This window comes from Streptosporangium sp. NPDC000396 (assembly GCF_042898655.1).
Classification (GTDB): domain Bacteria; phylum Actinomycetota; class Actinomycetes; order Streptosporangiales; family Streptosporangiaceae; genus Streptosporangium.
The window spans coordinates 394,009-410,332 of the sequence record NZ_JBIAZA010000001.1; the positions used below are offsets into that span (position 1 = coordinate 394,009).

The 16,324-nt window shown below is 68.7% G+C and carries 13 protein-coding genes; 5 read left to right on the forward strand and 8 right to left on the reverse strand.

Annotated elements, in window-relative coordinates; translation table 11 throughout:
- Positions 1-72 precede the first annotated feature (72 nt).
- Complete coding sequence (aroF, locus tag ACFY2X_RS01755) at positions 73-1,110, forward strand: 3-deoxy-7-phosphoheptulonate synthase (protein WP_389930973.1); 1,038 nt, start codon at positions 73-75, stop codon at positions 1,108-1,110.
- 177 nt (positions 1,111-1,287) lie between these two features.
- On the opposite strand, the gene thiI is transcribed toward aroF, so the two are convergent.
- The 6 genes from thiI to ACFY2X_RS01785 all read right to left on the reverse strand — a co-directional run bounded on the left by thiI (position 1,288) and on the right by ACFY2X_RS01785 (position 7,666).
- On the reverse strand, positions 1,288-2,490 hold the full coding sequence (thiI, locus tag ACFY2X_RS01760) for a tRNA uracil 4-sulfurtransferase ThiI (protein WP_389930976.1): 1,203 nt from the start codon (positions 2,488-2,490) through the stop codon (positions 1,288-1,290).
- Positions 2,491-2,849: 359 nt separating this feature from the next.
- Positions 2,850-3,197, reverse strand: coding sequence for a hypothetical protein (locus ACFY2X_RS01765; RefSeq protein ID WP_389930977.1), 348 nt, complete (start codon positions 3,195-3,197; stop codon positions 2,850-2,852).
- Positions 3,198-3,576: 379 nt separating this feature from the next.
- Positions 3,577-3,873, reverse strand: a complete 297-nt coding sequence (locus tag ACFY2X_RS01770; protein WP_389930980.1) for a hypothetical protein — start codon at positions 3,871-3,873, stop codon at positions 3,577-3,579.
- A gap of 861 nt (positions 3,874-4,734) precedes the next feature.
- On the reverse strand, positions 4,735-5,151 hold the full coding sequence (locus ACFY2X_RS01775; protein WP_389930983.1) for a hypothetical protein: 417 nt from the start codon (positions 5,149-5,151) through the stop codon (positions 4,735-4,737).
- A gap of 622 nt (positions 5,152-5,773) precedes the next feature.
- Complete coding sequence (locus tag ACFY2X_RS01780) at positions 5,774-6,799, reverse strand: 6-phosphofructokinase (protein ID WP_389930985.1); 1,026 nt, start codon at positions 6,797-6,799, stop codon at positions 5,774-5,776.
- A gap of 357 nt (positions 6,800-7,156) precedes the next feature.
- Positions 7,157-7,666, reverse strand: coding sequence for a N,N-dimethylformamidase beta subunit family domain-containing protein (locus tag ACFY2X_RS01785; RefSeq protein WP_389930988.1), 510 nt, complete (start codon positions 7,664-7,666; stop codon positions 7,157-7,159).
- Positions 7,667-7,854: 188 nt separating this feature from the next.
- On the opposite strand from ACFY2X_RS01785, the gene ACFY2X_RS01790 reads away from it, so the two are divergent.
- Entirely contained in the window at positions 7,855-8,754 is a 900-nt protein-coding gene (locus ACFY2X_RS01790; protein WP_389930991.1) for a GNAT family N-acetyltransferase, read from the forward strand.
- A gap of 132 nt (positions 8,755-8,886) precedes the next feature.
- On the opposite strand, the gene ACFY2X_RS01795 is transcribed toward ACFY2X_RS01790, so the two are convergent.
- Positions 8,887-10,032 (reverse strand): alkaline phosphatase PhoX, encoded by a 1,146-nt coding sequence (locus tag ACFY2X_RS01795; RefSeq protein ID WP_389930994.1) that lies wholly within the window; start codon positions 10,030-10,032, stop codon positions 8,887-8,889.
- Between the two features lie 201 nt (positions 10,033-10,233).
- Between ACFY2X_RS01795 and ACFY2X_RS01800 the strand changes: the two genes are divergently transcribed.
- The 3 genes from ACFY2X_RS01800 to ACFY2X_RS01810 all read left to right on the forward strand — a co-directional run bounded on the left by ACFY2X_RS01800 (position 10,234) and on the right by ACFY2X_RS01810 (position 15,340).
- Complete coding sequence (locus tag ACFY2X_RS01800) at positions 10,234-13,404, forward strand: P-loop NTPase fold protein (protein ID WP_389930997.1); 3,171 nt, start codon at positions 10,234-10,236, stop codon at positions 13,402-13,404.
- A gap of 140 nt (positions 13,405-13,544) precedes the next feature.
- Positions 13,545-14,903, forward strand: coding sequence for a serine/threonine-protein kinase (locus ACFY2X_RS01805; protein ID WP_389930999.1), 1,359 nt, complete (start codon positions 13,545-13,547; stop codon positions 14,901-14,903).
- A gap of 116 nt (positions 14,904-15,019) precedes the next feature.
- Entirely contained in the window at positions 15,020-15,340 is a 321-nt protein-coding gene (locus tag ACFY2X_RS01810) for a hypothetical protein (protein WP_389931001.1), read from the forward strand.
- 55 nt (positions 15,341-15,395) lie between these two features.
- Here the strand turns inward: ACFY2X_RS01810 and ACFY2X_RS01815 are convergent, their stop codons facing one another.
- Complete coding sequence (locus ACFY2X_RS01815; RefSeq protein ID WP_389931003.1) at positions 15,396-16,136, reverse strand: GntR family transcriptional regulator; 741 nt, start codon at positions 16,134-16,136, stop codon at positions 15,396-15,398.
- Between the last annotated feature and the right edge of the window lie 188 nt (positions 16,137-16,324).

Below are 16,324 nucleotides of genomic sequence, written 5' to 3' on the forward strand. Positions count from 1 at the left end.
AGAAGGCCCCGGGTCCGAATCACGGACCCGGGGCCTTCTGCATTTTGCGGACTTTTTCATCGAAGGAGAGACATGGTCATCGTCATGAGCCCCGACGCCACGCAGGCGGACGTCGAGGCGATCGTGGAGATCATCGGCACCGCGGGGGGCGACGCGTTCGTCAGCCGGGGCGTGAGCCGTACGATCATCGGCCTGGTCGGCGACATCGCCCAGTTCAGTGCGCTCGACCTGCGCGGTATGCGCGGGGTGGCCGACGTGATGCGGGTGAGCACCCCGTACAAGCTGGTGAGCCGGGACAACCACCCCGAGCGGTCCACGGTCCGGGTCGGCGGCGTGCCGATCGGCCCCGGCACGGTGACCCTGATCGCCGGCCCGTGCGCGGTGGAAACCCCGCAGCAGACCCTCCAGGCCGCCGAGATGGCCAAGGCGGCAGGGGCCACCCTGCTGCGCGGCGGCGCCTACAAGCCGCGCACCTCCCCCTACGCCTTCCAGGGGCTGGGTGAGGCCGGTCTGCGCATCCTCGCCGACGTGCGCGAGCAGACCGGCCTGCCCATCGTGACCGAGGTCGTGGACGCCCACGACGTCGAGCTGGTCGCCTCCTACGCGGACATGTTGCAGATCGGCACCCGGAACGCGCAGAACTTCGCGCTGCTCCAGGCGGTCGGCGGGATCGGCAAGCCGGTCATGCTCAAGCGCGGCATGAACGCCACCATCGAGGAGTGGCTGATGGCCGCCGAGTACATCGCCCAGCGCGGCAACCTCGACATCGTGCTGTGCGAGCGCGGCATCCGCACCTTCGAGACCGCCACCCGCAACACCCTGGACGTCTCCGCGGTCCCGGTCGCCCAGCGCCTGTCCCACCTGCCGGTCATCGTCGACCCCTCCCACTCCGGTGGCCGGCGCGACCTGGTTCTTCCGCTCACCCGGGCGGCCATCGCGGTCGGCGCCGACGGCGTGATCATCGACGTCCACCCGCATCCCGAGCTGGCCCTGTGCGACGGTCCTCAGGCGCTGGTCGACGGCGACCTGGACGAGCTCGCCCGGGTGATGCGCCAGTTCCCGCCGCTGGTGGGCAAGAGCACGACCGGCGACGCCCTGGCGTCCGCCTGACCGTCGCCCGTGTCCGACCCCGCGTTCACCCACGCCAGAACACCCTCGACGCCCGGGTACGGCCGGCGCCACAAGCGGCCGGCCGTACCCGCGAGCGAGACGGGTCCAGGACTCCCCGAACACCGCGGCGCGAGCCTCGGGTCGCGCCGGGCGGACCCTGGGGGAGGCCTCGGGATCTCAGCCCTCCAGCTTGTATTCCTGGAGGGAGTCGGCCAGCTGGACGGCGAGCTCTTCGGCGTCGAGGCGCCTCTCGATCTGCTTCAGGTCGGCGATCTTGGCTGCGGTTTCGGCCCGGCGGGGAGCCAGGAGCGTGCAGCAGTCTTCGTCGGGCAGCTCGGAGATCTCCAGCGTGCCGATGCGACGGGCCTCCGCCATGATCTCGGTCTTGTCGAGGCCGATGAGCGGGCGCAGGATCGGCAGGTCCACCGCGTCGTCCTGGGCCGTGATGTTCTGCAGGGTCTGGGAGGAGACCTGGCCGAGGGAGTCACCGGTGATCAAAGCCCCGGCGTGCAGGCGGTGGGCGACCTCCTCGGCGGTCTTGAGCATCAGACGGCGCTGGGAGATGACGGCGAGGCGATCTTGACCGGAGGCCTTGATGGACTGCTGGGCCTTGCCGAACGGGACGACCCACAGCCGGGACCTGCCCTGGAACTTGTCCAACGCCCGGACCAGCGCATAGGCCTTGTAGATCGACTCCGACGTCGTGAACGGGATGCCGGAGAAGTGCAGGAAGTCGACCCGCAGGCCGCGGCGCATCATCCGGTAGGCCGCCACCGGGGAGTCGATGCCGCCGGACATCAGGACCAGGGCCCGGCCGCTGGCGCCGACCGGCAGGCCGCCCTGGCCGGGCAGACCGCCGGTGAAGACGAAGACCTCGTCACGGTCCACTTCGATGGAGACGACCAGCCCGGGGTTCTTCAGGTCGACCGGCAGGCCATAGGTGTCGTTGAGCTCTCCGCCGACCAGGCGGTCGAGCTGCATGGACGTCAGCGGGAAGCGCTTGTCGCGGCGGCGGGAGCGGACCGCGAAGGAGACGCCGCGCTTGACGTCCTCCCGGTCGGCGAGCAGCTCGATCGCGGCCTTGGTGACCGCTGACGGGTCTTTGGCGACCCGCCAGGCCCGGTGGATCCAGACCAGCCCGGGGACATAGGAGACGCGCTCGGCGACCGCGTCGGCGACCTCGACACCGGTGCCGTCGGGCAGGAAGATCGCGATGACGCCGTGCCGCTGGCGCACGTCCACCTTGAAGCCGAAGTCCTTCAGGGCCGCCTTGATGTTGGCCTGCAGCCTCCGCTCGAAGAGCTCACGGTTGTTTCCCTTGAGGACGACCTCGCCCAGTTTGAGCAGAACGCAGGGCTCGCCCAAGGCGGACATGGTCATGATGCAACCTCCGGTGGAGCTTCGCGTGGAATGTACGGCTATCGCCAAGTGTCGCGCGTGGCCATGCAAAGACAACGGCCCGACCGTGCCACTTTAGTCCGCTCCGGACCCCGCCCATCCTTGCTCGACGGCGAAACGGACAGTCCGGCACGGTTCAGCTGCCGGACGCGCCGGACCCCGCCGGCGAACGGTGTTCGCCGGCGGGGTCCGGACATCCGGCGTTTCCGCAGGACGACCTTCTCCTCAGGATCGAGGCCGGGTCTCCGCACTCAAGGGGTGACCTGTATCCGTGACCATGCCCAAGTCGCCGCAGGCGGCCGATTCGAGGTCACCACTCGCTGGCCCGGAGTCCCGGATATCTAGAACGGGGCCTTGATGCGGCCCTGAACCTCAGTGTCAGGCATACCACCACCGCCGCCGCCGTCGCTAGGGCCGTAGGCGCCGCCGCCGTTGCCTCCGCTGCCGTATCCGCCGTAGTCGCTGCCGCCACCGCCATCGTTGCCGCCACCGCCACCGTGGCCCCTGCGACGGCATCTAGCAGGGTTCCTGTGCTTCCAGCAAGGGTGCTCGGCGGAAGTGAGGGTGGACGCGGCGGCACTCTTCGCCACGGTTTCGGCGCCGGCGAACTGGCCCGGCATTGTCGCGGGAACGATGAGGGCGGAAGCCACCATCGTCCCGGCGGCCAGAGCGTTCCTGACCTTGATCATGAGAGATCACTCCATCATGTCCAGCGATTCCCCTGCCGGGTTTGCCCGGAAGGTGAATCGCTTCCTGTCACGGGTTTCTTGCTTGAAACGGTCAGGGCTCGGCCGTCGCCTACCTCAGCCGAGGGAAGCGAGAAGCCGCTCTCTTCAGGGAGCAGAGGAGTCACGTCGAATTGCCTGCGCTCGGGGCGATACCCGGGCTGACGAAACGCCGAGTCGGCTTCTGACTTTCCTGGACGGTTTCCCGCTTCCCGCAGGGGCGGGACGGATGGCGAACGGCCCCGGCCTGCCACAGGCTGCTCCCGATCCGGCCCATGGACCGGATCGGGAGAGCGTCCCGGCCGTTCAGCGGGTCTTCGGCGCTGCTGCCGGTGACGGCGGATCAGCCGCCACCACCACCGCCGCCGCCGCCACCGCCGCCGCCACCGCCGCCACCACCTCCGCCGCCACCGCCACCGCCACCGCCACCACCGCCTCCGCCGCCGCCGCCCCATCTGGCCCAGCACCTAGCGGGGTTCCTGTGCCTCCAGCAGGGGTGCTCAGCGGATATGAGGGTGGATGTGGTGACGTTCTCGGCCGTGGTCTCGGCGCCGGCGGGCTGGCCCGGCATTGTCACGGGGACGATGAGGGCGGAGGCCACCATCGTCCCGGCGGCCAGAGCGTTCCTGAGCTTGATCATGAGAGATCACTCCATGTCGAATGCTTGCGCCCTGGGCGATACCCGGGCTGACGAAACGCCGAATCGGCATCCCGACGACGCCGACACGGCGTAAACCTGAACTCCACGTTAGCCGGAAAGAACTCGGGCGGTCATTCTAGAGAGATCAAAAGCATCAACCGGTTCGGATTACTCTCCACTTCAGCGCCATAACCAAAAGTTATTTTTGATTACAAAAAGTTATGAACTTTGACACGAGCCTCTTTCCGACCAAAGAGCTGCGCAGCCCAGAACCGTAATAATTCAGTAGGTCATCACGATGCCGTCAGGTTTCCCGGAGAAACACTCGGACATGAAAGGGACACCACCGGATCCACCGAAAGCCCGTAATCGTCGATACGCGTTTCGCGTGCTTCACGCGACGGCGGGCGGCGTACGGCCAAGCGCGCCAAAGGGCGGCCGCAGGCCGTCAAAGCAGATCCCGGCAATCGCGCCTCAGGCATGCGCCATACCGGCGATCACGCCTTGGCACCGGATCCGGCCTCGATATACCGCACGGCCGCCCTTTTTCACGTCGAAGCTGACGACGGCACCTCTCTCTGACTTCCGGACGGTTTCCCGCTCCCCGCAGGGGCGGGGCGGATGACGAACGTTTCCCCACAGGGGGTGGATGGCGAACGGCGACGTGGGCACGGGCCCGGATCGTCCGTGTTTCGGAGCGGATCTCACGGACATCGCCTTTCTCGGCGAGCCCGCCTCGACGTCCTCACCACGGGCGACCCTGGCCTGTCACAGGCCGTTCCCGATCCGGCCCATGGACCGGATCGGGAGAGCGTCCCGGCCGTTCAGCGGGTTCTCGGCAGTACTGCCGGTGATGGCGGATCAGCCGCCGCCACCGCCACCACCACCGCCACCGCCGCCGCCACCGCCACCGCCGCCGCCACCGCCGCCGCCGCCACCGCCGCCGCCACCGCCACCGCCACCGCCACCGCCACCGCCGCCACCGGCGGTGTTGGTGTTGATGTTGGTGTTGTTGATGTTGGCGCCGCCGCCACCACCGCCGCCTCCACCACCGCCACCGCCACCGCCGCCGCCGCCACCGCCGCCGTGGCCCCTGCGACGGCACCTAGCAGGGTTCTTGTGCCTCCAGCAGGGGTGCTCGGCAGAGGTGAGCGTGATGGGTGCGGTGGGTTGGGTCACAGCTTCGGCGCTGGCGAACTGGCCCTGCATTGCCACAGGGGCGACGAGGGCGGAGGCCACCATCGCCCCGGCGGCCAGAGCGTTCCTGAGCTTGATCATGAGAGATCACTCCATGTCGAATGCTTGCGCCCTGGGCGATACCCGGGCTGATGACGGAACGCCGAATCGGCATCCCGACGACGCCGACACGGCGTAAACCTGAATTCCACGTTAGAGGGGAAGAACTTAGGCGGTCATTCTAGGGAGACCAAAAGCCTTTGTTCACTCAGATTACTCTCCACTTCAGGCAATAACCAACAGTTATTAATTGATTACGCTCAGCCATATCGGCCTGCTGGAAGCCCTTCTCCGCAAGGGGTTTTCCCAGCCCTGAAGTTCAATGTCCCGGTAGATCATCACAGTGTCACCGGGCATCTTCGCGGAAACCCTCGCCCGGAAAACGGTTCCGCCGATCGTCCAGCACCTGCGATTATCAGTGCGTATTTCACGCGCTCGGGTGCGCCCGGACCTCCCTGGCATCGGTGCTCAGGACGCGGGCATCGGCGACGGATGATGTACGGCTTGCGCCACCGTAGGCCGCCTGCGGGGCGCAAGCCGTACATGGAGGGGATCCGCGGGCGGTCACCCGCCCGAGGTGTGAAGGCTACGGCCGACCGCTTGCAAACCGCTTACAAAGCCGAAGGGACCGCCCCCTGGAGGCGGTCCCTTCGTCGCGGGCGCGTCAGCCGAAGAAGACCTCGGCCTCCTCGTAGCGGCTCACCGGCACGGTCTTCAGTTCCTTGGTCGCCTCGTCGAGGCCGACTCTGACGATCTCGGTGCCTCGCAGCGCGACCATGACGCCGAAGCGGCCCTCGTGCACGGTGTCGATGGCCTGCAGACCGAACCGGGTGGCCAGCACCCGGTCGAAGGCCGTGGGCGTGCCGCCGCGCTGGATGTGGCCGAGCACGGTGGTGCGGGCCTCCTTGCCGGTCCGCTTCTCGATCTCCTTGGCGAGGATCTCACCGATGCCGCCCAGCCGGACATGGCCGAAGGAGTCGAGCTCGCCCGCCTGCAGCGTCATCTGGCCCTCGATCGGGTGGGCGCCCTCGGCGACCACGATGATGGGCGCGTAGCGGGTCTTGAAGCGGGATTCGACATAGGCGCAGACCCGGTCGATGTCGAAGGGCTTCTCCGGGATGAGGATGACGTTGGCGCCTCCGGCCATTCCCGCGTGCAGGGCGATCCAGCCCGCGTGACGGCCCATGACCTCGCAGATCAGCGCGCGGTGGTGGGATTCGGCGGTGGTGTGCAGCCGGTCGATCGCCTCGACGGCGATGTTGACGGCGGTGTCGAAGCCGAAGGTGTAGTCGGTGGCGTTGAGGTCGTTGTCGATCGTCTTCGGCACGCCGACGACCTTCACGCCCTTGTCGAAGAGCTGCTTGGCGACGCCGAGGGTGTCTTCGCCGCCGATCGCGATCAGCGCGTCGACCCCGGCCTCCGCCAGGTTGTTCTTGATCTTCTCAACGCCACCCTCGATCTTCATCGGATTCGTCCGCGACGAACCGAGGATCGTGCCGCCCCGCGGCAGGATGCCCCGCACGGCCTGGATGTCCAATGGCATGGTGTCGTCTTCAAGTGGGCCACGCCAGCCGTCACGGAATCCGATGAACTCATGTCCGTAGACGCTCACACCCTTGCGCACGACGGCGCGGATAACGGCGTTCAGGCCGGGGCAGTCGCCGCCCCCGGTTAGCACTCCAATACGCATGGCATCCCTCCGGTGGTGATTCCGAGGCAAGACGGCCAGACTAAGTGGGGTGACGCCGCCGGCGAGGGATTTCCATCGCCGACGCAACGCATTCTGCCCGCCGACACGGCCAATGGTCTAGACCAAATCGACGGAGTCCTCATATGTCGGTTCTCGCCCATCGATGCTGGAACGACTGGGTCACCCCGCTCTCGTGACCGAGGACGGGCGAATCGGCTCCCGGGATACGGGAGTCCGCTCACTACCTTTCCCGGACCCGGCCGGGTGGAACATCCCTTCGGGAAAGATCCGGGCAGGTCACGACGGCCGCCTGCCGCACCGCGCCGGCCGGTCGTCACTCGCCGGGGCCCGGAGAGGTCAGGCCCCCGGCCCCGTCACGGATCCGACCGTGATGGGGATGTAGCGCCGGCCTCCGGTGGCGGCGTCCAGCAGGATCAGGTAGGAGCCTTCGGGCCAGCCGGAGGTGTCCACCCGCGGGCCCGGCTCCCAATGGGAGGTGACCGTGCGGGTCGCGGCGACCGTCTCCGGCGGCGACTGCCTGATACCGGGCAGGCCGGCCGACTCCCAGACCTTCCTGGCCCCGGCTCCGCCGTACCAGCCCATCCGGAAGGCCCTGACGGTGTAGCGGTCGGCGGTGGTCGAGACGAACAGCCGGAACCCCTCCCCCGGCAGCACGCTCACCCGATCGGCGAAGCCTTCGATCTCGTGCTCGGCGCCGCGGTCGCCCGCCCTGGCGTTCCCGGCGGCGACGGGAGGAAGACCGAAAGAGGGTTCCAGCAAGGACAGGTCGGCGGTGACGGCCCATCCGACGACCATCGCCGAGGTTGTCAGCAGCGTGATCGCCAGATGCGTGGACGCTCGGAGCATATCCAGCAGCATGACCTCGTGACAGACCCGCCGCGTGGGACTTGGGCGGTTCTTGGCATCGGGGCGGTTCTTGGCGTCAGGGCGGCGGCACGATGGCGGATCTCTCCGGCGCCCGGGTCACCCATGTACGGCACGCCACCGGCCGCTTTTCTTTGACTAAGTCAATGAAATAGTTGATTCTGTCAGATATGGAGAACCATGTCGCGGAGGTTCGCGCGTTCAACCGCTTCTACACCGAGGTCATCGGCGTGCTTCACCAGGGCATCCTGGACACCCCCTACTCCCTCACCGAGGTGAGGGTGCTGTTCGAGCTGAGCCGGCGGGACCGCATGGAGGCCGGCGAGCTGCGGCGACTGCTCGGGCTCGACGCCGGATACCTCAGCAGGATGCTGGGGCGCTTCGAGACCGACGGGCTGGTCGTGCGCGAGCGGTCCGCCGCCGACGCGCGACGGCAGGTCATTGGCCTGACCGAAGCGGGCAGGGCCACGTTCGCGACCCTCGACGAGCGCTCGGCGAAGCAGGTCCGGGGCCTGCTGGAGGGGGTGACCGAGGAGGACCGGCAGCGGCTGGTCTCAAGCATGGCGACGATCCAGGAGATCCTCACCCGTGCCCCGAGGGCCGAGCCGTACGTCATCCGCCCGCCCCGCCCGGGAGATCTCGGCTGGGTGGTGCACCGGCACGGCGTGCTCTACAGCCAGGAGTACGGCTGGGGCCAGGACTTCGAGGCGCTGGTGGCCAGGATCGTGGCCGACTACGCCGACAACCACGACCCCCGGCGTGAGACCGGATGGATCGCCGAGGTGGACGGCGAGCGGGTCGGGTGCGTCTTCTGCGTGCGAAAAGACGATGAGACGGCCCAGCTCCGGATGCTCTTGGTCGAGCCGTCCGCCCGGGGCATGGGAATCGGCGGACGGCTCGTCGAAGAATGCCTGCACTTCGCCAAGGCCGCAGGCTATCGGCGGATCGTGCTGTGGACCAGGGACGTGCTGACCGGGGCCCGGCGGATCTACCGGGCGGCGGGCTTCGAACTGGTCGAGGAGCAGGCGACCGACGGGATCGTCGAGGAGATCTGGGCCAGGGAGCTGTAGTCAGTCCGACAGGCCCAGGCGGGTGTGGAGGCGGCGCAGAACATCAGGATCGGAATCCTGGGATCAAGGGTGCCGGTCGGGGTGAAGCCGAGCGGCCCGGCCCCACCCGCGTGTAGATCGCCGTCAGGCGGGTCACGTCCACCGGCGGAACGGGCCGGCCACCTCGTAGGTGACACCGTCGGTCCCACCGATGTCACCACGGGCACCGCGCTGGGAGGAGAAGTAGAGGCGGCTGCCGTCCGGGGAGAAGGCGGGACCGGTGATCTCCGACTTGGGGTGGCCGACGACCTGGAGGAACGGCGTGACCGTCCGGTCGGGGGTGATCAGGTTGATCTCCATGTCACCGCCGTCCTCGGCGACGTACAGATCACCGCCGGGGGTGCCGGTGATGTTGTCCACACCGTTCAGCGGGGTGTCGGCGTCGTAGACGATCTCCAGGCGCTCGTTCTCGGCGTCGTAGCCCCACACCCGGTTGTCACCCTTGGTGGTGAAGAAGCAGACGCCGCCCGAGTAGTGGCACCCCTCTCCCCCGGCGAAGTGCTTGGCCGCGGCCACCTGGTGGCGGGTGGCCTCCAGCAGCGCGGCCGGGTTGGGCACCCGCTGCCAGGTCACCGCCCCGGTGTCGGACGAGGCGCAGAGCACCTCCAGCAGGCCTGACGTCAGGTCACCCCAGTGGGCCGGCCGGAACCGGTAGAAGCAGCCGTCCGGCTCGTCCTCGGTCAGGTAGACGACCTGCCGGTCAGGGTCGCAGGCGGCGGCCTCGTGCTTGAACCTGCCCATGGCCAGGCGCGGCATCGCGGGGCGCGAGCCGTACGGATCGCACTCGAAGACCCGTCCGCGCAGGATCTCCTCGCACGACAGCCAGGTGTTCCAGGGGGTGCGGCCGCCCGCGCAGTTGAGGTTGGTGCCCGACAGAACCCGGTAGGCGTCCCGGATGGCGCCGTCGGCCCCGAACCTGATCGCCGTCACGCCGCCGAGCAGTGGGATCTCCGAGTTGGAGACGTAGATCCAGCCGTCGCCGTCCGGGAAGCACGCGCCGCCGTCCGGCGCCGGATGCCAGAGCGCCCTGCCGACCCGCAGGCCGGTGCGGGCGACGATCCTGCTGGTGAACCCGGCCGGCAGCGCGACCCCGTTGGCGTCGGGCGCTCCAGGCGGGCCGTACGGGCCACCGGCACGCGACCTGGTGGCGCGCGCGGCGGCGGCCTCCTGCCAGAGTGATCCGGACAAGGCCGCCCCGACGGCCAGGCCTCCGGTGCGCACCAATGTACGGCGAAGCATGACGCCTCCTCGTTGCCTTCACGGGTACGGGGCAAGTCGATCGAACTCACATGAACGGGATGACTTCTCCGATACAAACTTTGTGGAAACCGAAGAGCAAGCGTTTCCCAAAACAGGTCGTTCTATCGCCAGGATCGCCATTCGCGGGCGTCCGTGCGTCCAGAGTGGGATCTACATCGTCGTCAGGCGCCGGGAGCACCGTTGAGCGAGGGACTCGCGTTCGCGAATCCGATCTTCGAAACCGCCCTCAGGGTGGGCACTCGCAGAGCCCTGGTCTTCCTCGACTCATCGCCGGTTTCCTCCCCCGACCGGCCCTTCGAGTCCTCGCCCGGCGGGCGGTCCGCCGTCCGGCCGGACGAGCACCTGGCGAGCGCGCTGCGCGCCGAGGGTTTCACCGTCGACTCCTCGCGCAGCGAGGGCGCGCAGGCCGACGGCGAGCGGGTGTGGGAGTTCCTGCGATCGGCGCGGGAACGGGACCTGCTGGTGATCCGGCTGCCCGGCGACAACGGCTGGACCTCCGGACAGCTCGGATCGATGATCGGCGCGTTCGGCCGGCAGGTGGGCGAATCCCTGGCCGCCGCCGTGCTGCTGATCATGGATTTCGGGTGGAGCGCCATGGACGACTCCGCCGAACCGGTCAGGCGGCTGGCCGTGGCGGGAGAGCCCCGGATGGCCGCAGCCGCTCTCACCCTGACCCTGCGGCTCGACGAGGCGGTCCCCGGCCCCGCGCACAGCCTGACCGGCGTCCTCGCCGAAGGCCTGGCGACCCGGGCCGCCGACCTGGACGGCGACGGGGTGATCACCGTCGGCGACCTGCACGCCTACGCGCTCCGCCATTACACGACCGTCTCCGCCGCCCGCACTCCCATCCTGATCTCCTACGGCCCCGCCGCGGACGTCGCCCTGACCCGGGCCCGGGAGCTGCCCGCCCCGCTCCATCCCGCCTTCGCGCACCTGCTGGCCCGGCTCGGCGACCCCGCGCTCCCGGCCTCGGGCACCGAGATCGTCCGGCGGATCTACGAGCTCCACCTGAGCGAGCCGGCCAGGGAACTGCTGCGCAAGGCCTCTCTTCTCGAGGACGGCGAGCCGATCGACGAGATCCTCGGCGACGCCACCGAGCTCAGGCACTGGGGGCTGCTCGGCGAGACGACCACGTTCGTCCACCCGGACGTGCGCGCCTTCGGCTACTCACGGCTGTCGCCGGCGGAAAGCGCCCAGACCTCCGCGGTGCTGCGCCGCCTGCGGGCCGGGCTGCGCGCCGTACAGCCTCGGGCCAGGCTCACCGCCGACCGGTGGACCACCGAGGACCAGCTCGGGCACCGGGTCTACGCCGAGGCCGTCGCCGCCTTCGTCCGCCACCCCGAGACCCGGCCCCCGCTCACGATCGGCATCAAGGGACCGTGGGGCGCGGGCAAGACCTCTCTGATGCGGATGATCCAGGACCTGCTGGACCCCGGAGCCGCCGGAGACCGCCCCGCCGAGATCCACCTGCCCGGCTCCCGCATGGAGAAGACCCTCACCAACGCGGAACTGCTGGCCAGGGCCAGACGGCGGCGCGGCGAGAGCGCGGGGCACGCGGAACCGGGCGTCCTTCCCCTGCGGCGGGCGGACTGGCGGCCGACGGTGTGGTTCAACCCGTGGATGTACCAGAACGGCGAGCAGGTCTGGGCCGGACTCGCCCACGAGATCATCAGCCAGGTCACCCGGCGGCTGCCCCGCGCGGAACGGGAACGGTTCTGGCTGGAGCTCAACCTGTCCAGGATCGACCGGGAGGCGGTGCGCCAGCGCGCCTACCACCTGGCGATGACCCGCCTGGCCCCGGTGGCCCTCAGCCTGATCGCCACCCTGCTCCTCACCGGCGCCCTCCTCGTCGCCGCCGCGCTGCTGCCCACGTTCGGCGCGTTCCTGCAGAACGCGGCCGCCGCCGTCGGCTCGGCCGGCTCCGTGGCCGTGGTGGGGGCGGGCGCCGTACGGCTGGCGAGGTTCTTCGGGGAGTCGGCGGACACCGCTTTCCACGGCCTGGTCCGCCAGCCCGACCTGCTCGCCTCCGGCGCGGCCGACGGACTCGTCGCCGAGGTGACGAGCAACCCGGGTTACCGGTCCAGAACCGGCTTCCTGCACCTGGTGCAGACCGACATGCGGCAGGTGCTCAACCTGATCGCCACCGAGGAGCGGCCCCTGGTGGTGTTCGTGGACGACCTGGACCGGTGTTCACCGGGGACGGTGGCGCAGGTCATCGAGGCGATCAACCTGTTCCTCGCCGGGGAGTTCCCGAACTGCGTGTTCGTGCTGGCCATGGAGCCGGAGGTCGTCGTCGCGCATGTGGAGGCCGCCTACCGGGAGCTGGTGGAGACACTGCCTGACGACGGGCGGTCCGGGCTGGGCTGGCGGTTCCTGGAGAAGATCGTGCAGTTGCCGCTGAGCGTACCGCTGCTGGACGATGCCGACCGGCTGCCCGGCTTCGTGCGGGCGTTGCTGGGCATGCCCGAAACCCCCGACACTCCCGAGACCGCCGGGACCGCCGGAACTGTCGGGACCACCGGAACCACCGGAACCACCAGGACCGCCGGAACCACCGGAACCACCGGAACCACCAGGACCGCCGGAACCACCGGAACCACCGGGACCGCCGAATCCCGGCCGCCCAAGGCCGGGCCGCCGCCGCACGAGACCGGACCTCGGCCAGACGGGGCCCTGCCTCCGCCACGCGGGGCTTCGGCTCCGCCGCGTACACCGGTTGACGTGCCGCTCGCCGTACCCAGGTCAGGACCGGTGGAGCCGTCGAACCCGGCTCTGGTCAGCCGCCTGGAGGACGCGATCTGGGCGCTGCGGCCGACTGTCGGGAACCTGGACGAGGCGGCGAAGAGGGCCCAGGAGGCCCTGGGCGTCGAGGGCCGGGACACGATCGGCGGCCTGGCCTCGGCGACGCGCGAGGCGGCCGACCGGGTCTTCGACGATCTCTACAGCGACGAGAACGCCTACCGGGCGATCGAGTTCGTGCTCCCTGCCCTGGCGTTCTTCAATCCTCGCGAGATCAAGCGTTACGTGAACGTCTTCCGGTTCTACTCGTTCCTCACCTATCGGCGCGCCCTCGCCGGGGCGGCGCCCGCCTCGGACGGCGAGGTGGCCAAACTCGCGGCCCTGACCAGCTACTGGCCGCACCTGCTGTCGCCGCTGGTCAGGGAGATCGAGGGGACGACCGTGCTCCAGAGGCTGGAAGAGACCGCGGGCGACGACAGCGCCTGGGAACAGGCCGTCCGCGAAACAGGGCTGGCCGGTCCGGAGGACCACGACATCGCCCACCTGGACGCCCTGCGAAACCTGCTGTCCTTCCCCCACCCCATCGCCGGCCTCGCCCGTCACCTCCTCTGAAACCGAGCCGGACGGGCAGCGGCGCCCTCGCCGCGCTTCCGCGCCTGAGCTGGGCAGAAATAGGTACAGTGACGAGGTTCAAGACGTGATCGAAAACCGCGCGTCCTGGATTGGGTCCGCATCGAGGCAGGGGTGTGACCGTGGCACAGGGCACGCGACCGGGCAAGCTGATCGGCGGCCGCTACCGACTGGTCTCCGAACTCGGATCAGGGGGATTCGGAAGGGTCTGGAAGGCTCATGACGAGACCCTGAGCATCGACGTCGCCGCCAAGGAGTTATGGCTGCCCCCGGTGATGGCCGAGGCCGAGCAGGCAGAGCGGCTGGCCAGAGCCGCGCGTGAGGCACGCAATGCCGCCCGGCTGCGCGACCATCCGAACATCGTCGGGGTGCACGACGTCGTCGTCGAGAACGGCCTCCCCTGGATCGTGATGCAGCTGATCGACGGCTGCTCGTTACAGGAGCAGCTCGACGCGCACGGACCGCTGTCGGTCGAGGAGACCGCGAACGTCGCCGCGAAGCTGTTGCGAGCGCTCGGCGCGGCGCACGACGCGGAAATCGTGCATCGTGACGTCAAACCGGCCAACATCATGATCAGCAAGAGCGGGGAGGTTCTGCTCGCCGACTTCGGCATCGCGTTCCACCACGCGGACACCGCCCTGACCGTCACCGGGGCGGTCGTCGGCTCGATGGAGTACATGGCCCCGGAGCGGGCACGCGGCACCGATGGGCTCGCGGCCAGCGATCTGTTCTCGCTGGGAGTGACGCTGTACCAGGCCGTCGAGGGAGTCTCACCGTTCCGTCGCGACACACCCACCGGCTGCCTGACCGCGGTCCTGTTCGAGGAGGCCGCGCCGCCCGTGCGCGCGGGACGGCTCGCGCCGCTGATCACGGGGCTGTTGGACAAGGACCCGGACAGGCGCCCGGCCATCCGGGAGGCGCTGGCCCTGATCGACGCGTCGAAGGCACCCACGGTGAAGGCGCCCGTCGAGGCGCCGAAGGCTCCCACGGTGAGGGCGCCCACGGTGAAGGCCACTCGAATCGACCGCCTCGGGCCCGTCTCCGACACCAAGGCCGCCGAGCCGAAGCGACCGAAGTCCGGAGCGTTTCCGCTGGTCGCCGGGGGAGTTTTGATCTTGGCCATGATCGGTGTCCTGGTGAAGTGGCCGTTCGGGGGGACAGGGCCGTTCGGGGAGACAGAGACCGCCAAGGCCGCGGCGGTCTGCGATGAGGCACTCCAGACGATCGAGGCGTTCTATCAGGACCACCCGTCGTTCGACGAGGAAACCTTCGAGAAGGACCCGGCGATGAGGTCCGCCGGCAGCCGGCTGGCGCGGAAGCTCCGCGCCGTGGCTGACAAGACGACCGAGGTCAACGTGGCCGTCCCCATCCGTAATTACGCGCTCACGGTCGAGAATCACATAGGCGACAGCGCGCGGGAGCTCTACTACGGTCACGTGGTCAGCGCCTGCGAGAAGGTGGACGGCGCTCCCCCGGAGTAGCCCGCCGTACACCAGAAGATCGAACCGCTCGGACAGGTCGCTCTCCCCCGAGGAACCGATGCCGTTGATCTGCCGGTCGTGGTGCAAAAGCCAAGCCGAACGGGCAGACTGGAGAGGTGAACGCCAGGTCGCACTACGCCAGCCGCCATGTGTACCTCGTCCCCATGGACCTGAGCGAGCTGGCCGGACCGGTCACCGGTGTCGTGGAGCTGCCCGCTCACCTTGACTGGTCCGAGCAGCGTGTCTACGACCTATCGGACGACGCTCAGCTCGGGCTCATGTACGAGCGCGTCATACGCGAGGCCGCCACCCTCGACGACCTGCGGACCCACCTGAACTCCCAGGTGCTCACGCGCGTCTGGCCCCGCCTCTACCTACCGATCCAAGTACGGCAAGCGTGGGAGGCCCGCTTCCGGGGCCTGACCCGGGCGGCATAACCTTCATGGATCCGCAGCCTCCACCCCGTCTAAAGATCCGAACCCGGAACAGGCCCTAATCCAGGGCGTGGTCAGCCGAGAGTTCGCGACCAGGACCAAGAAAGTCCACGGCATACTCGGTCACATCGCCATGTTGATCCCAGTAGCAGTTCGTCATGGTGAGCGCCGGTAGCCCGTTCTCCACACCGAGAACCGGGGAGACGTCCTCTGGGACTGGCTTGATAGCGACAATGTCGCGGCGCCGAACAACTCGCCGACCAGTCCTGTCTTCGACCAGACCGAAAGTCATCGCGGGCAAGGGCTCCGCGATCAGGAGTTCGGGCGCCGCCTCTGCCAGTTCGCCCGGAAGCCACGACGTGGATAGCGCGACGACACCTCCATCGTCGTAGTACGCGCGGCGACGCCGGATAACGGAGGCCCCTTCTTCGACCCCCAGCGCATCGGCGATTTCCTCGGGCGCTGAAACGAGTTCAGCACTCAAAATCTCAGCTCGCTCGCTCGGACGGTAGCCGCTCCCGGTCGCTCGCAGCAGTTGAAGGCGATCAGGCCCCGTCGTCAGCTTCTTCGGAAGGCTGGCGATCGTTCCGATCCCTGGGACCGACTCCGCATAACCTTCCGCTCTCAGCACCGCCGCGACCCGGGTGGCGGTCGCGGTGGACACCCCTTCGTCACGCATGATCTCGCGCACCGATGGGATGCGATCGCCCGGCCGGATTTCTCCTCTTTCGATCCTGGCTCTGATCTGCGCGGCGATCCGTCTGTACGGAGCCATCGCCTGCGGGCTGTCAGCCATCATGAGATCCCCTGCTCTAGTGCACTCTAAATCAGCCGTTGACTTCACTAGTGCTCTAGAACACTATAGAGCTGCCAACCGGAGAGGAACAGGGAGAGCAACGTACCCATATCGAAAGAAAGGCCCTACCTGGCGGCGCATCAATCAAGGCTCGAACATCAAGGGCCCGGCACCAGGAAACACACCGCCAG

Excerpts from the sequence above, each read along its gene's own strand:
- aroF (WP_389930973.1), top strand. The coding sequence starts at position 73 with ATGGTCATCGTCATGAGCCCCGACGCCACGCAGGCGGACGTCGAGGCG.
- thiI (WP_389930976.1), bottom strand. The coding sequence starts at position 2,490 with ATGACCATGTCCGCCTTGGGCGAGCCCTGCGTTCTGCTCAAACTGGGC.
- ACFY2X_RS01765 (WP_389930977.1), bottom strand. The coding sequence starts at position 3,197 with ATGATCAAGGTCAGGAACGCTCTGGCCGCCGGGACGATGGTGGCTTCC.
- ACFY2X_RS01770 (WP_389930980.1), bottom strand. The coding sequence starts at position 3,873 with ATGATCAAGCTCAGGAACGCTCTGGCCGCCGGGACGATGGTGGCCTCC.
- ACFY2X_RS01775 (WP_389930983.1), bottom strand. The coding sequence starts at position 5,151 with ATGATCAAGCTCAGGAACGCTCTGGCCGCCGGGGCGATGGTGGCCTCC.
- ACFY2X_RS01780 (WP_389930985.1), bottom strand. The coding sequence starts at position 6,799 with ATGCGTATTGGAGTGCTAACCGGGGGCGGCGACTGCCCCGGCCTGAAC.
- ACFY2X_RS01785 (WP_389930988.1), bottom strand. The coding sequence starts at position 7,666 with ATGCTCCGAGCGTCCACGCATCTGGCGATCACGCTGCTGACAACCTCG.
- ACFY2X_RS01790 (WP_389930991.1), top strand. The coding sequence starts at position 7,855 with ATGGAGAACCATGTCGCGGAGGTTCGCGCGTTCAACCGCTTCTACACC.
- ACFY2X_RS01795 (WP_389930994.1), bottom strand. The coding sequence starts at position 10,032 with ATGCTTCGCCGTACATTGGTGCGCACCGGAGGCCTGGCCGTCGGGGCG.
- ACFY2X_RS01815 (WP_389931003.1), bottom strand. The coding sequence starts at position 16,136 with ATGATGGCTGACAGCCCGCAGGCGATGGCTCCGTACAGACGGATCGCC.